This window comes from Streptomyces sp. NBC_01551 (genome assembly GCF_026339935.1).
Classification (GTDB): Bacteria; Actinomycetota; Actinomycetes; order Streptomycetales; family Streptomycetaceae; genus Streptomyces.
Window position 1 is genome coordinate 1,097,425 of sequence record NZ_JAPEPX010000001.1, and the last position, 14,083, is coordinate 1,111,507.

14 protein-coding genes and 1 pseudogene are annotated in these 14,083 nt (G+C 74.2%); 7 read left to right on the forward strand and 8 right to left on the reverse strand.

The genetic code is table 11. The features are described from left to right. Positions 1 to 49 precede the first annotated feature (49 nt). A complete protein-coding gene (locus OG982_RS04825) occupies positions 50 to 1,249 on the forward strand; it encodes a S8 family serine peptidase (protein ID WP_323139227.1) in 1,200 nt (399 codons plus the stop codon). A 53-nt stretch (positions 1,250 to 1,302) separates the two neighbouring features. Here OG982_RS04825 and OG982_RS04830 read toward each other — a convergent pair whose 3' ends face one another. The 3 genes from OG982_RS04830 to OG982_RS04840 all read right to left on the reverse strand — a co-directional run bounded on the left by OG982_RS04830 (position 1,303) and on the right by OG982_RS04840 (position 4,709). Further along, positions 1,303 to 1,911 (reverse strand): TetR/AcrR family transcriptional regulator, encoded by a 609-nt coding sequence (locus OG982_RS04830; RefSeq protein ID WP_266789420.1) that lies wholly within the window; start codon positions 1,909 to 1,911, stop codon positions 1,303 to 1,305. A 63-nt stretch (positions 1,912 to 1,974) separates the two neighbouring features. Beyond that, positions 1,975 to 3,939: a class I adenylate-forming enzyme family protein gene (locus OG982_RS04835; protein WP_266947970.1), complete on the reverse strand. Its 1,965-nt coding sequence runs from the start codon at positions 3,937 to 3,939 to the stop codon at positions 1,975 to 1,977. Beyond that, positions 3,936 to 4,709: an SDR family oxidoreductase gene (locus tag OG982_RS04840; protein WP_266789416.1), complete on the reverse strand. Its 774-nt coding sequence runs from the start codon at positions 4,707 to 4,709 to the stop codon at positions 3,936 to 3,938. The genes OG982_RS04835 and OG982_RS04840 overlap by 4 nt, the downstream gene beginning before the upstream one ends. 85 nt (positions 4,710 to 4,794) lie before the next feature. Here OG982_RS04840 and OG982_RS04845 point away from each other — a divergent pair, with 85 nt between their 5' ends. The 4 genes from OG982_RS04845 (at position 4,795) to OG982_RS04860 (ending at position 9,030) form a co-directional block, all read left to right on the forward strand. Beyond that, positions 4,795 to 6,102: a DUF1343 domain-containing protein gene (locus OG982_RS04845; protein WP_266789414.1), complete on the forward strand. Its 1,308-nt coding sequence runs from the start codon at positions 4,795 to 4,797 to the stop codon at positions 6,100 to 6,102. Positions 6,103 to 6,185: 83 nt separating this feature from the next. Then, positions 6,186 to 7,517, forward strand: a complete 1,332-nt coding sequence (locus OG982_RS04850; RefSeq protein WP_266947971.1) for a serine-threonine protein kinase — start codon at positions 6,186 to 6,188, stop codon at positions 7,515 to 7,517. 149 nt (positions 7,518 to 7,666) lie between these two features. Next, a complete protein-coding gene (locus OG982_RS04855) occupies positions 7,667 to 8,266 on the forward strand; it encodes a hypothetical protein (RefSeq protein ID WP_266789411.1) in 600 nt (199 codons plus the stop codon). 11 nt (positions 8,267 to 8,277) lie between these two features. Next, positions 8,278 to 9,030 (forward strand): 3-keto-5-aminohexanoate cleavage protein, encoded by a 753-nt coding sequence (locus OG982_RS04860; protein WP_323139228.1) that lies wholly within the window; start codon positions 8,278 to 8,280, stop codon positions 9,028 to 9,030. On the opposite strand, the gene soxR is transcribed toward OG982_RS04860, so the two are convergent. Next, positions 9,011 to 9,454: a redox-sensitive transcriptional activator SoxR gene (gene soxR / locus OG982_RS04865; protein WP_266789409.1), complete on the reverse strand. Its 444-nt coding sequence runs from the start codon at positions 9,452 to 9,454 to the stop codon at positions 9,011 to 9,013. The genes OG982_RS04860 and soxR overlap by 20 nt on opposite strands. Positions 9,455 to 9,580: 126 nt before the next feature. On the opposite strand from soxR, the gene OG982_RS04870 reads away from it, so the two are divergent. Continuing rightward, entirely contained in the window at positions 9,581 to 10,042 is a 462-nt protein-coding gene (locus OG982_RS04870; RefSeq protein WP_266789407.1) for a MaoC family dehydratase, read from the forward strand. Here OG982_RS04870 and OG982_RS04875 read toward each other — a convergent pair. From OG982_RS04875 to OG982_RS04885, 3 genes and pseudogenes are all read right to left on the reverse strand, one after another. Further along, the gene (locus OG982_RS04875) at positions 10,033 to 10,677 is read right to left on the reverse strand and encodes a TetR/AcrR family transcriptional regulator (protein ID WP_266789405.1); all 645 of its coding nucleotides are present in this window, start codon (positions 10,675 to 10,677) and stop codon (positions 10,033 to 10,035) included. The genes OG982_RS04870 and OG982_RS04875 overlap by 10 nt on opposite strands. Before the next feature lie 66 nt (positions 10,678 to 10,743). Further along, positions 10,744 to 10,950, reverse strand: a pseudogene (locus tag OG982_RS04880) (YiaA/YiaB family inner membrane protein); the annotation flags it as partial. A gap of 93 nt (positions 10,951 to 11,043) precedes the next feature. After that, positions 11,044 to 12,195, reverse strand: coding sequence for an acyl-CoA dehydrogenase family protein (locus OG982_RS04885; RefSeq protein ID WP_266947973.1), 1,152 nt, complete (start codon positions 12,193 to 12,195; stop codon positions 11,044 to 11,046). Positions 12,196 to 12,275: 80 nt separating this feature from the next. Between OG982_RS04885 and OG982_RS04890 the strand changes: the two genes are divergently transcribed. After that, entirely contained in the window at positions 12,276 to 12,929 is a 654-nt protein-coding gene (locus OG982_RS04890) for a TetR/AcrR family transcriptional regulator (RefSeq protein WP_266947975.1), read from the forward strand. A 41-nt stretch (positions 12,930 to 12,970) separates the two neighbouring features. Here OG982_RS04890 and OG982_RS04895 read toward each other — a convergent pair whose 3' ends face one another. Then, positions 12,971 to 14,056, reverse strand: a complete 1,086-nt coding sequence (locus OG982_RS04895; RefSeq protein WP_266947977.1) for a Zn-dependent alcohol dehydrogenase — start codon at positions 14,054 to 14,056, stop codon at positions 12,971 to 12,973. Positions 14,057 to 14,083 lie beyond the last annotated feature (27 nt).

Consider the following 14,083-nt stretch of genomic DNA (forward strand, 5'->3'; position numbering starts at 1 on the left):
TCTCCAGAAAGTTTGACGCCCCACACGTCACACGAGGAGAACTCTCCAGATGGCAACTCACAAGCGCTCCCGCGGTTTTCGGTACGCGGCGGTCGGCACGGGTGCCGCCGCCGCGGCCGCCGTGGCCTTCATCGCCACCCCCTTGGCGGGAGCGGCGACACCGGCCGAGGGCACGGTGTACGGACTGGGCGCACCCGGCGCGATCAGCGGTAGTTACGTCGTCATCCTCGACGCATCCGCGAACAAGGAAAAGCTCGCCAGCAAGTACGGCGGTGAGCTGCAGCGCACCTACTCCTCCGGGGTCAACGGCTTCTCGGCCTCAGGGCTGAGCGAGACCGAGGCCAAGCGGCTCGCGGCGGACCCGGCCGTCGGCAAGGTCGTGCAGAACAAGAAGTTCAGCATCAACGCCAACCAGGACAACCCGCCTTCGTGGGGGCTGGACCGGATCGACCAGACCGCCACGGCGGGCGACAAGAAGTACGGCTACCCGGACAGCGCCGGCGAGGGGGTCACCGCGTACGTCATCGACACCGGCATACGCACGACCCACAAGGACTTCGGCGGCCGCGCGACGTCCGGGTTCGACGCGGTGGACAACGACGACAGCGCCGACGACGGCAACGGCCACGGTACGCACGTGGCCGGCACCATCGCGGGGACCGGGCACGGCGTCGCGAAGAAGGCGAAGCTGGTCGCGGTGCGGGTGCTGGACGACAACGGCTCGGGCACCACGGAGCAGGTCGTCGCGGGCATCGACTGGGTCACCCAGCACCACTCGGGTCCCTCGGTGGCCAACATGAGCCTGGGCGGCGGCGCGGACGAGGCGCTCGACGAGGCGGTGCGCCGGGCCATCGCCTCGGGCGTCACCTTCGCCGTCGCGGCGGGCAACGACGCGAGCGACGCCGGGCAGGGCTCCCCGGCCCGGGTACCGGAGGCGATCACCGTGGCGTCGAGCACCATCGACGACGCGCAGTCGCCGTTCTCCAACTTCGGCTCGGTGGTGGACCTGTACGCGCCGGGCTCGGACATCACGTCCGACTGGAACGACAGCGACACCGGTACCAAGACGATCTCCGGCACCTCCATGGCCACCCCGCACGTGGCGGGCGCCGCGGCGCTCTACCTGGCCGGGCACCCGTCCGCGACCCCGGCCGAGGCCGCCTCGGCCCTGACGGGGGCGGCGACCTCGGGCGCGGTGACCAACCCGTCGGCAGGCACGGTGAACAAGCTCCTGAAGGTCACTCCGTAGGAGCGCGGGGAGCGTAGGAGCCCGTAGCGGGTCCCGGGGCAGCCCGGGGCCCGCTACGGGCGCAGCGCGCGGAGCAGGAGGTCTGCGAGGTGATCGGCGACCTCCCTCGGGGTGAGGGGGCCGTCCGCGCGGTACCAGGTGGAGAGGTGGTGGACGGAGCCGAAGTGGTAGTCCACCACCAGGTCGGCCGGCGTGGCCGTGGAGAACACCCCGGCCCGCTGGCCTTCCTCGACCAGCGCGCGGAAGCGCTCGTGGTAGCGCCGGCGCTCCGCCCGCACCTGCTTGAACTTCTCCGGGCTCAGCTGGTGCATCGAGCGGAAGAAGATCGCCGCGTCGTCGAGGTTCTCGATGGTGGTCACGACCACGTCGGCGGCCGCGGCGCGCAGCCGCTCCTCCACGGGGGCGTCGGAATCGGCCACCGCGTCCAGCCGCTGCTGCTGGAGCCGCAGCATCCGCGCGTACACCTCGTGCAGCAGATCGTCCTTGGACCCGAAGTAGTGGTACAGCGCGCCCTTCGTCACCCCGGCCGCCTCGACGATCTCCTGTACGGAGGTGCGGTCGTAGCCGCGCTCGGCGAACAGCCTGGTGGCGACGGCGAGCAGCCGCTGCGGTACCGGGGCCTCGTGCGTGCCTTCGGTCTCCGTGGTGGTCCTGGCGGCCATGGCGCTCACCTTCCTTTGTCTGATCCCTCGCCTGTACGGCGCGGCGCGAGCTTCCGGCTGTTTTCAGCCGCGCTCGCGCAGTTCCCGTCGCAGGATCTTGCCACTGGTCGTCTTCGGCAGGACAGGCAGGATCTCCACCTGGCGCGGGTATTTGTACGCGGCGATGCGCGCGGCGCAGTACGCGGACAGTTCCGCCGGCTCGGCTGAGGCCCCAGGGCGCAGGCTCACGTAGGCCTTCACGGTCTCGCCGCGGTACGGGTCCGGGACGCCGACGACGGCCGCCTCGCGGACGGCGGGGTGGGTGTAGAGGACGTCCTCGACCTCGCGCGGCCAGACCTTGAAGCCGGACGCGTTGATCATGTCCTTCTTGCGGTCGACGACGTACAGCCAGCCGTCGGCGTCCATGAACCCGACGTCCCCGGTGCGCAGTTCGCCGTCCGGGAAGGTCTGCGCGGTCTCGGCCGGCAGGCCCCAGTAGCCGGGCACGACCTGCGGGCCGCGGACGGCGATCTCGCCGGTCTCGCCGAAGGGCAGCTCGGCGCCGTGCTCGTCGAGGACGCGCACGACGGTGTCGGCGCCGGGGACGCCGACGGACAGGGTGCCGGAGGACGGGTCGACGGGGGCCTCGCGGTGCGCGGGCACGGTGGCGCAGGCGGCGGTGGACTCGGTGAGGCCGTATCCGTTGCGCAGGTAGAAGCCGAAGGAGGCGCGCAGCCGCTCGACGAGCGCGGGCGGGAGCGGGGCGCCGCCCGAGGAGAGCACCCGGAACGAGGAGAAGTGCTCCGGGGTGACGCCCGGGTGGGCGGCGAGGGCCATGAAGGCGGTGGCCGGGCCGACGGCGTAGTCGGGGCGGTGGTCGACGAAGGCGTCGAGGACGACGCCCGCGTCGAAGCGGTGGGCCAGGACGAGGGTGCCGGCGTTGACGAAGCAGGCGGCGAGCTCGCAGACCATGCCGGTGATGTGGAAGAGCGGGGCGAGGGCGAAGTAGCGCGCGCCCTCGGGGATCGGGTGCCCGGTGACCTGGCGCAGGGCGTTGTGGGTGAGCGCGCCGTGCGGGTTCATGGCGCCCTTGGGGGTGCCGGAGGTCCCGGAGGTGTAGCTGATGAGGGCGGTGTCGGCGGCGGTGAGGCCCGGGTCCGGCGGGGCCGGGTGGCCGCGGCGGGCCACGGTGGCGAGGTCGGCGGCGTCGGACGGCCGGCCCGGCCCGGCGAGCGTGAGGACCCGTATGTCGTTGCGGGTCTGGAAGTCCAGGTCCGAGGCGGTCAGCGCGGTCCGCACGCCGGCGCCGTACGCGGCCTCGCGCAGGTACGCGGCCCAGGCGCGGTCCTCGCAGACCAGCGCGGCGGCCCCGGAGTCGCGCAGGATGTGGCCGACCTCGGCGGCCTTGTACATCGGGTTGAGCGGGACGACCACCGCCCCGGCCTTCCAGGCGGCCAGGACGGCGAGGGCGAAGTGCGGGGTGTTCTGGAGCATGACGGCGACCCGGTCGCCCCGGCCGACGCCCTGTGCGGCGAGGTGTCCGGCGACGGAGTCGGAGAGCGCGTCGGCCTCGGCGTAGCCGATCCGGCCGTCGAAGTAGGCCAGGGCGGTGCGTTCGGGGGCCCGGGCGGCGGACGCGCGGAAGGCGTGCAGCACGCTGGGCGGAGGCGCGACGGGCGCCCGCTGGGCCGGGCTGAGCCGCCCGAGCCAGGGCTTCGCCGTGTACCGGGACTCCGCGCGGGCGGCGGGCCGGGGCGCTGCCCCGGTCTGCGCGGCCGGCCCGAACGCCGCTGCCGGCCCGGGCTCCGCGGCCGCGTGCGGCACCAAGGCCGTGCTCGTCTCGCCGGTCTCCGCGACCGCCGCGGACTCCGCGGCTGCCCCGGACTCCGCGGCCGCTCCGGTCTCCACGACCGCCTCAGGCTCCACGGCTGTCCCGGGCTCTACGGCTGCCCCGGGCTCGACGGCTGCCCCGGGCTCGACGGCTGCCCCGGGCTCAGCGGCCGACCAGGGCTCCACAGCCGTCCCCGCCGCGCGGGTCTGCGGCGTCACGGGGTCTCCCAGGTGCGCTGGAGCCGGTTCATGCCGCTCAGCCAGCGGTCCGGGTCGGTGGCACGGGCGGCGTAGAAGTCCGCGACCTCGGGGTGCGGGAGGATCAAGAACCGGCCCTTCTCCATGCCGTCGAACAGCGCGTCCGCGACCGCTTCCGGCTCGATCGCGGTCGGCGCCAGGACGAGGTCGCCCGCCGAGCCCGCGGCGGTCAGCATGTCGGTGCGCACCCCCTGCGGGCAGATCGCGTGGACCTGGACACCCCGGTGGCGGTAGGTCAGCGAGAGCCATTCCGCGAAGGCGAGGGCACCGTGCTTGGTGACACTGTACGGGGCGGCCCCGATCATGGTCAGCAGCCCGGCGGCGGAGACGGTGGACACGAAACGGCCGCTCCCCCGCTCCAGCCAGTCCGGCAGCAGTGCGCGGGCGGCGCGGACGTGAGCCATGACGTTGACGTCCCAGGCCGCCTCCCACACGGCCTCGTCGGCGAACGCGTCGCCGCCCGAGGCGAGTCCGGCATTGGCGCAGTAGACGTCCACCCGCCCGCCGAGGGCCTCGCGGGCCTCCTCGACGATCGCCGAGGCGTCACCGGGGACGGCGATCGCGCGGGCTCCGATCCCGCCCGCGACGGAGGCCGCCTTGGCCGCGTCGAGGTCGTTGACCACGACGGTGGCCCCCTCGGCGGCGAACCGCTCTGCGAGGGCGGCGCCGATGCCGCCGCCCGCTCCGGTGACGACGACTCGCTGGTCCTGGTACGCGCTCACGGGGATCACCTTTCGGGGGCGGCTGCCGGATTCCCGGGCAGACTAACCAGTCGGTATGTCATGGCGGAAGGGGTCGGACCTCTAGCGTGGCGGGATGACTCTGTCGCGACGCGGGTTGCTGGGGCTGGCGGGAACCACCGGCGCCCTGGGGGTGGTCGGGGCCGCGGGCGCGGGAACCCCGACGGCTGCGGCGACGGCCGCGGCCACATCCGCGGCCTCGGCCTCGGCCCCGACGGCGGGCCCCCGGGACGGCCGGGTGCGGACCGGGTTCGAGGCCCTCGCCGCGGCCGGGTACGAGGCACTGGCCGGGCAGAAGGTCGGGGTGGTCACCAACCCCACCGGGATCACGGCCGACGCCCGGCACCTGGTCGACGTACTGCACGCGGACGAACGGGTGGACCTGGTCGCGGTGTTCGGCCCGGAGCACGGGTTCCGAGGGACGGCCCAGGCGGGCGGTTCGGAGGGCGCCGGGCGCGATCCGGCGACCGGCCTGCCGGTGTACGACACGTACGACAAGAGCGGGCAGAAGCTCGCGGACGTGTTCACGGCGGCCGGGATCGACACGGTCGTCTTCGACATCCAGGACGTCGGGGCGCGCTTCTACACCTACATCTGGACCCTGTACGACTGCATGCGCGCGGCCGCGCTGGCCGGCAAGGCGGTGGTGGTCCTGGACCGGCCCAACCCGGTCGGCGGCCGACGGGCGGCGGGGCCGGTGCTGGAGCGGCCGTACGCGAGCTTCGTGGGCCGGGAGCCGATCGCGCTCGCGCACGGGATGACGGCGGCGGAGCTGGCGCTGCTCTTCAACGGTGAGTTCCTGGCCGGGAACCCGGTCGCGCTGCGGACCGTACGGATGACCGGCTGGCGGCGGGACCTCCTCTTCGGCGCCACCGGACTTCCGTGGGTGCCGCCGAGCCCGAACATGCCGACGCCGGACACGGCGCTCGCGTACGCCGGGACCTGCCTGTTCGAGGGGACGAACCTGTCCGAGGGCCGGGGTACGACCACGCCCTTCGAGGTGCTGGGCGCGGAGGGCCTCGACCGGCGCTGGGCGGAGGCGGCGAACGCGCTGGAGCTGCCCGGGGTGTGGTTCCGGGAGGCGTACTTCACGCCGACGTTCTCGAAGCACAGCGGGAAGCAGTGCGGCGGGGTCCGGCTGATCGTGCACGACCGGGCGGCGTTCGATCCGGTGCGGGCGGGGATCGGGCTGCTGGTCACCGCGCGGCGGAGCTGGAGCGGCTTCGCCTGGCGCACGGACCACTGGATCGACCGGCTGACCGGCTCGGACCGGGTGCGCACGCTGGTGGACGCCGGGGCCGGGGTGGAGGAGATCGCGGGCGACTGGGCGGCGGGGCTGGAGCGGTTCGCGGCGGTCCGCGAGGAGTACCTCCTCTACCGGTGACGCGGTCGCGTCGCGGGGCTGGCCGGGCGGGCGCGGCAGCGGGATGCTGACTGCACCGGAGGCACCGCGCGGAGGGGGACGTCATGGCGGACATCGGTGGGGCCGGCGGGATCGGGGTCGGGCCCTACGAGGAGCTGACGTTCGACGCCGACGGGGACGTGGACCGGGGCGGGCGGGAGGCGGTGGCCAGGATCGAGGCCACCGACCTGGTGGTCTTCGCGCACGGCTGGAACAGCGACCGCTCCACCGCCACCCGGCTCTTCGACCGGTTCTTCGCCCCCTTCCCGGGGCTGGTGGGGCCGGGGGTGCGGCTGGGATACGTGGGGGTCGTCTGGCCCTCGATCCGGTTCTCGGACGAGCCGATACCGGACTTCGACGCGCGCGCAGCCCTCGCGGAACCGGGGTACGGGACGGCGCTGGACCCCGCAACCCGGCAGGCCCTCGGCGCGTTCTGGCCGGAGCGGGAGGCCGAGCTGGACCGGGTGGCCGAAATGCTGGAGGACCGGCCCGAGTCGGAAGCGGCACTCATCGAGTTCGGGGCCCTGGTACGGGAACTGGCGGGGGTGGACGCGGCGGACACCGCCGGGGCCGTCTCCGGAGTCTCCGGCGCCACCGGCGCGGCTGGTGGGGCAGGCGGGGTGCCCGCGATGTTCGCCGAGGACGTCCTGGCCGTGTTCCGCGCCTTCACCGAGGCGCTGGCCGAGGCCGGCGGCGGGCCCGCCGGGGACCCGGGATTCTCCGCCGTCGGCGGGCTGCGCGCCCTGTGGAGCGGCGCGAAAGAGGTGCTGCGGCAGGCCACGTACTACGAGATGAAGAAGCGGGCCGGGATCGTCGGCGAACGCGGGCTCGGCCCGGTGCTGACGGAGCTCGCCGGGCGCCGCCCGAGCCTGCGGGTCCACCTGATCGGCCACAGCTTCGGCGCCCGGGTGGTCTCGTTCTCCCTGCGCGCGGTGCCGGACGGGGCCCGGCAGGTGAAGTCCCTGACCCTGCTCCAAGGGGCCTTCTCCCACTACGCCTTCGCCGACCGGCTCCCGCACGACAAGGGCCGGGGCGGCGCCCTGCGCGGCCTCCAGCGGCGGGTGGACGGCCCGGTCGTGGCCTGCCATTCCTCGTACGACACCTCGCTGAAGGTGTTCTATCCGCTGGCCTCCCGGATGGCGCGGGATTCGGCCGGTCTGTTCGGCTTCGACGAGCGGTGGGGCGCGATCGGGCACGACGGAGTGCAGGCGGTGCCGGGCGCGCCGCGGCTGGCCCTCGCCGAGGTGCTGCGCGCCGGGCTGCCCGGGAGCGGTTGCGTCAGCGTGGACGCGGGCTCCGTGGTCCGCCGCGGCGGCGCTCCCTCGGGGGCGCACAGCGACATCTGCCACGAGGAACTGGCCCGGGTGGTGGTTGCCGCGGGGCGCATGGGGCGTTGACTTCCGGCCATGTGCCACCCGCACGCCTCGACCGCCCCCGCATGCGCCCACATCTCGCCGGGCATGTTGGGCACGTCGGAGCGTGTGGCGTCGTTCGATTGAGTACGACGCCTCGGTGCGGGCGTGGGCGTGGCGGAGGTGAAGGTGTGATGGCGGGTTTCCGGAGTCTGGCCTACCAGGTGCGTGATGCGCAGAACGACCGTGCCCTGCGGCGCCACTCGCTGCGCCGCTGCCTGGAGCGGTTCGCTCCGTACGGGCACCGGGCGACCTGGTGGCACCTGTGCGACCGGCACGGGATCGCCCCCGAGGACCGGGGGGCCGATCCGCTGCGGCTGGTCGCGGCGCTGGAGGAGCTGGAGGAGGCGCGGGCCGTCTGGCTGGAGTACGAGCGCCAGTTCGCGGCGCGGCGCAGGCGCGAGAAGCACGACGGGCTGCGTCGGCCCGAGTGGGCGTGGGGCGGCAGCGGGGACGCGGTGGTGCGCTGCGCCGATCCGGGGGTGCGGCCGGACGGGACGCTGGGCGAGGTGCTGCGGCGGCTGGTGCGGGCGCTGGAGTCGGAGCCGGGGACGGCGTGCCCGGTGTGCGGGGAGCGCGAGCTGCGCTGGCCGCCGCCGGGCGCGGGGCACGGGCGGTGGGCCGCCGGGGCGTGGGCGTGGGACGGGCCGCTGTGCGGGGGCTGCGGAATCGTGGTGCCCAGACCGGCGCTGGCCGACGCGCTGGCCGTGGCCCCTTCGGCGGGCGCGGCATGAGGCGGGGTGCGGTGCGGCCCGTGCTCCAGGTCTCGCTCAACGGCTCACGGGGCGCCGGGGAGGGGGCCGCCGTGCCGGTGTCCCCGGAGGATCTGGTGGAGGCCGCGCTGGGGGCGGTCGCGGCCGGAGCCGGGGAGGTGCTGGTGCACCCGAGGACGCCGTGCGGGCGGGAGAGCCTGTCGCCCCGGGTGGTGGGGCCGCTGCTGGAGGCGCTGGGGGACGCGGGGATCGGCGTACCGGTCGTCGTCCCGGCGGGGGTCGGGGCCGAGCCGGATCCGGCGGGGCGGCTGGAGCGGGTGCGGTCCTGGGCGGTACTGCCCGACCGGGCGACGGTGCGCTTCGCGGACCCCGGGGCGGAGGAACTGGCGCAGGCCCTGCTGGCCCGGGGGGTGGCGGTGGACGCGGTGGTTCCGCTGGGCGGGGACGCCGGCCCGGCCGGGGTGCGGCCGCTGGAGCGGTTCCTGGCCTGGCCGGCTCCGGACCATGGGCGGGTGCGGCTGGTGGCGGAGCCGGCGGCTGCCGATCCGGCGCTGGTGGCGGGGTTGCGCTGGCTGCCGCCGGTGCCGGTGCTGCTGTCCGGGCGGGAGGCCGCCGCCTGGCCGGTGCTGCGGCTGGCCGCGCGGTGCGGCGCGGGCGCGCGGATCGGCGTAGGGGACGTACTGCACCTGCCGGACGGGCGGGCGGCCCGGTCGAATGCCGAGCTGGTGGCGGCGGCCGTCGCGGAGCTGGCCGCGGCGTCGGCCGCTACAGCCGGGAGCCGGTGAGGCGTTCGCCGAAGACGTCGTCCGGGTTGGACAGGGCGCAGGTCTCCAGCGAGAGGCAGCCGCAGCCGATGCAGTCCGTCAGGTGGTCGCGCAGCCGGCCGAGTTGCTTGATCCGCTGGTCGAGCTCGGCGCGCCAGGCCTCGGAGAGCCGGGCCCAGTCCTCGCGGTTGGGGGTGCGTTCCTCGGGCAGCTGGGCGAGGGCGTCGCGGATGCTGGCGAGCGGGATGCCGACGCGCTGCGCGGCGCGTACGAAGGCCACCCGGCGCAGCGCGTCGCGGCTGTAGCGGCGCTGGTTGCCGGAGGTGCGGCGGCTGGTGATCAGGCCCTTGGCCTCGTAGAAGTGGAGCGCGGAGACGGCCACGCCGCTGCGCGCGGACAGCTGGCCGACGGTGAGTTCGTGGATTTTTTCGGGAATCTGCGGCACCTGGCCGAGCGTAGTCGGAGGGCTCGGAGTCCGTTGACAGATACATGTGGCCCCACCATGCTGGGCAGGCGCTGAGCAAGCGCTTGTTCGTCCGGGAGTCCGGAAGTCCGGGAGAAGGAGACACGCATGGTCGAGCCGAGGATCTTCACGTCCGCCGAGGAGCTCGGTGCGGGGGTCGGCGAGCCCCTGGGTCCCAGCGGGTGGCTGGAGGTGGACCAGAAGCGGATCGACCTCTTCGCGGACGCCACCGGAGATCACCAGTGGATCCACGTGGACCCCGAGCGGGCGGCCGCCGGACCCTTCGGCTCCACCATCGCGCACGGCTATCTGACCCTGTCGCTGCTGCCCAGCCTGGTGCCGCAGATCATGCGGGTCGAGGGCATGAAGATGGGCATCAACTACGGCGTGAACAAGGTGCGCTTCCCGGCGCCGGTGCCGGTCGGCTCGCGGCTGCGCGCCACCGCGGTGATCACCGAGGTGACGGAGGCGGGCGGCGGAGTGCAGGTCGCGGCCACCGTCACGGTCGAGTGCGAGGGCGCCGACAAGCCGGTGTGCGTGGCGGAGTCGGTGTCCCGCTACTACTTCTGAGGCGCCTGGAGCCCCGCGGGGCGGGCGCCCACCATGCGGAGCACGAGGTCGGCGTAGAGCGCGCCGACCTCGTCGGGCGTGCGCTGCCCGGCCACGCTGAACCAGCGGGCCACGTCGATGCAGAGCGAGAGCACGGCGAGCGTGGTGCCGGGCACGTCCGGGACGTCGAACTCCCCGGTGCGCACGCCGTCGGCCAGGATGCGGCGCACGGCGGCGTCGCTCTGGCGGCGCAGCGTCACGATGTCGGAGCGGTGCTCCGGAGCGAGGGCGTCGAGCTCGTACTGGACGACCCGCGCGGTGGTGTGGTGGGCCGCGTGCCACCCCACGAAGGACCGCACGGCCGCGTCGAGCCGCTCGGCCGCGCTGCCGGTGCCGGAGGCGGCGGTCTCCAGGATCTCCAGCGCCTTGTCGTGGCCGATCCTGCTGATCCGGTGGAGCAGCTCTTCCTTGGTCTTGTAGTGGATGTACAGCGCGGCCGGACTCATGCCGGCCCGCCCGGCGATGTCGCGTGTGGTGGTCGCGTGGTATCCGCGCTCCGCGAAGGCTTCGACGGCGGCGACGAGCAGCCGCCGCGCTGCGTCGGGGGTGACCTCGGACCACGGCTGGTAGCCGCCGGTCTCCGCCGCGCTGTCCATCGCTCGCTCACCCTCTTCGCCGTGTAGGAAGGAACACCCTACCGGAGGGTGAGCAAGCGCTTAGCGTTCTTGGCGGTCGCGGATCACCTTGGCGAGGGTGAAGGCGGAGGTGGTGAGGTACAGGACCGCGATGGCGAGGAAGGCGCGGACCCAGCCGTTCGCGTCCAGCCGGTAGATCCCGATCGCCACCGCGGCGATGGCGACGGCGAAGGAGGCGACGGCCTGGCCGTAGTACGCGCCCGTGTTCTGCTGCTTGACCGGTGTCTCGTTCATGGGTCCAGCATCCGGCGGCAGTGGCCGGGGTCACATCCGCGCGGATACTCACGTACGTACTCATCTGCGGGGGCGGAAGCCGCCCGCAGGGGCTCAGAAGGCGGAAACCCCGGTACGGGCGCGGCCGATGAGCAGCTTCTGGATCTGGCTGGTGCCCTCGTACAGGGTCATGACGCGGGCGTCGCGCAGCAGCTTCCCGGCCGGGTACTCGTCGATGTAGCCGTAGCCGCCGTGCACCTGGAGGGCGTTGCTCGCGGCGCGCACGGCCGCCTCGGAGGCGAAGAGCTTGGCGGTGGAGGACTCGGTGGCGAAGGGCAGGCCGCGGTCGACGAGGTCGGCGACGCGCCAGGTCAGCAGCCGGGCGGCGTCCACGTCGACCGAGATGTCGGCGATCAGCTCCTGGACCAGCTGGTGGTGGGCGATGGGCTTGCCGAACTGCTCGCGCTCAGCGGCGTACGAGACGGCAGCGTCGAGCGCGGCCTGCGCGATGCCGACGCATCCCGCGGCGACCGACATCCGGCCCTTCGCGAGGGCCGACATGGCGACGGAGAAGCCCTTGCCCTCCGGGCCGAGCATGGCGGAGGCGGGTACGCGGACGCCGTCGAGGGAGAGTTCGGCGGTGGCCTGGCCGCGCAGGCCGAGCTTGCCGTGGATCTCGCGGCGGGTCAGGCCGGGGCTGTCGGTGGGGACGAGGAAGGCGGAGACGCCCCGGTGGCCGGGCTCGTCGTTGGTGCGGGCGAAGAGGAGGGCCACGTCGGCCCAGGTGCCGTTGGTGATGAACATCTTGCTGCCGCTGATGAGATACCCGTCCCCGTCGCGCACGGCGCGGGTGGTCAGGTTGCCTGCGTCGGAGCCGGTGCCGGGTTCGGTCAGGCCGAAGCAGCCGAGGGCGTCGCCGGAGCACAGCCGGGGCAGCCAGGCGTGCTTCTGCTCCTCGGTGCCCCAGGCGGCGACGGTCTTGGCGACCAGGCCGAGGGAGACGGAGACGATGCCGCGCACGGCGGAGTCGCCGCGGCCGAGTTCCTCGGTGACGAGGACGTAGGAGAGGTGGTCGCCGCCGGAGCCGCCGTACTCCTCGGGGACGGTCAGGCCGAGGAAGCCGATGGCGCCGAGCTTCTTCACCATGGCCCGGTCGACGCTCTCGGCGCGGTCCCAGTCGGCGGCGTAGGGCGCGATCTCGCGCTCGGTGAACGCGCGGGCGAGCCGGCGTACGGCCTCCTGCTCCTCGCTCAACTCCAGGTTCACCGGGCACCTCCGGGCGGTCCGGCGCGAGGTAACCAGCGAGGTTAACTAGCACCGGTAGTTTATGGCGGGCAGGCCCTACTATGTGGCGCATGGCCAGACCGCGCAAGCCCCTTCTCAGCAGAGACCGCATCGTCGAGGTGGCCGGCTCGCTGGTGGACGCGGAGGGGCTGGAGGCCGTGTCGACGCGGCGGCTAGCGGCCGCGCTGGGGGTCAGCGGGCCGTCCCTGTACAACCACTTCCGCACCAAGGACGAGATCCTGGAGGCGGTGGCGGACGCGGTGAGCGCCCGGGTCGACTTGTCGATGTTCGACGAGGGCAACGGCCGGGGGTGGCGGGCCGCGCTGCACGACTGGGCGCATTCCTACCGGGACGCCCTGTCCGACCATCCGAACATCGTGCCGGTGCTCGCGCGCGGCCCGGGCCGGCGTCCGGCGGGGTTGCGGGTGGCGGACGCGGTGTTCGGCGCGATGACGGCGGCCGGGTGGCCGCCGGCCCATGCGACCCGGATCGGCGCGCTGATGCGGTACTTCATCCTGGGCTCGGCGGTCGCCTCCTTCGCCACGGGCTTCGTGGACGACGAGGCGGCCTACGACCCGGCCGAGTATCCGCATCTCGGCCAGGCCCACCTGCTGGCGGAACGCCGGCGCGAGGTGGACGAGGGCGCGTTCGAGACGGGCCTGACGGCCCTGCTCGACGGCCTGGCCCTCCAGTACGCGGCGCTGCCCGAGGCGTGAGGCCGGCCGCCGCGGGCCAGGCGCCGCTTTGACGACGGGACCTACGGCTGGAAGACGACCAGCGAACGGCCGCCCTTGCCCGCGACCATCGCGTCGAAGGCGGCCGGGATGCCTTCGAGGGTGATGCGGTCGGTGACGAGGGAAGCCAGGTCGAAGCGGCCGGCGCGGACGTGGTCCGCGATCACCGGGAGGTCGCGGGCCGGGTCGCTGTTGCCGTACACGCAGCCCGTGAGGGTGCGGGCGAAGTGGAATATCTCCAGCGCGTGGAAGGTGACCTGCTGCTCCTTGCCGCCGATGCCGACGACCGTGGTGCGGCCGCCGCGCCGGGTGGACTCCCAGGCCGCGCGGATGGTGTCCGCCCGGCCGACGCACTCGACGGCCACGTCCGCGCCCTGGCCGGCGGTGAGCGCGCGGATCTGCTTCGCGGTCGTGTCGGAGGCGAGCACGAACTCCGTGGCCCCGGCGGCGCGCGCCAGTTCCTCCTTGGCCGGGGACACGTCCACGGCCACGATCGGGCCCGCCTGGGCGATCCGGGCGGCCTGGAGGGCGGCCAGGCCGACCCCGCCGACGCCGAAGACGGCCACCGACTCGCCCGGGCGGACCTGGGCGCTGTGGTGGACGGCTCCGTAGCCGGTCAGGACGGCGCAGCCGAGGAGGGCGGCCTCGGCCAGCGGGATCCCGGCGGGCGCGGGCAGCACGCAGTTGGCCGCGACGACCGTCTCCTCGGCGAACGCGGCCACGTTCAGCCCGGGGTGCAGCTCAGCGCCCTCGGCGTCGTGGGCGTAGACCGCCCCGACGCCGGTGAGGGCCTTGGCGCAGAGCCAGACCTCCCCGATGAGGCAGTGGTGGCACTCCCCGCAGGACGGGGCCCAGTTGAGCACCACCCCGTCGCCCGGGGCGACGTGGGTGACGCCCTCGCCGACCGCGAGGACCGTGCCCGCGCCCTCGTGGCCGAGGACGGCGGGGACGGGGACCCGCATGGTGCCGTTGGTGAGGGAGAGGTCGGAGTGGCAGACCCCGGCCGCGGCGAGCCGCACCCGGACCTGCCCGGGGCCGGGTTCGGGCAGCACGATCTCCCGTATCTCCAGCGGGGCTCCGACGGCGGGCAGTATCGCGGCGCGGACCATGGTCGTCGTCTCCGTGTTCGCGGGGCT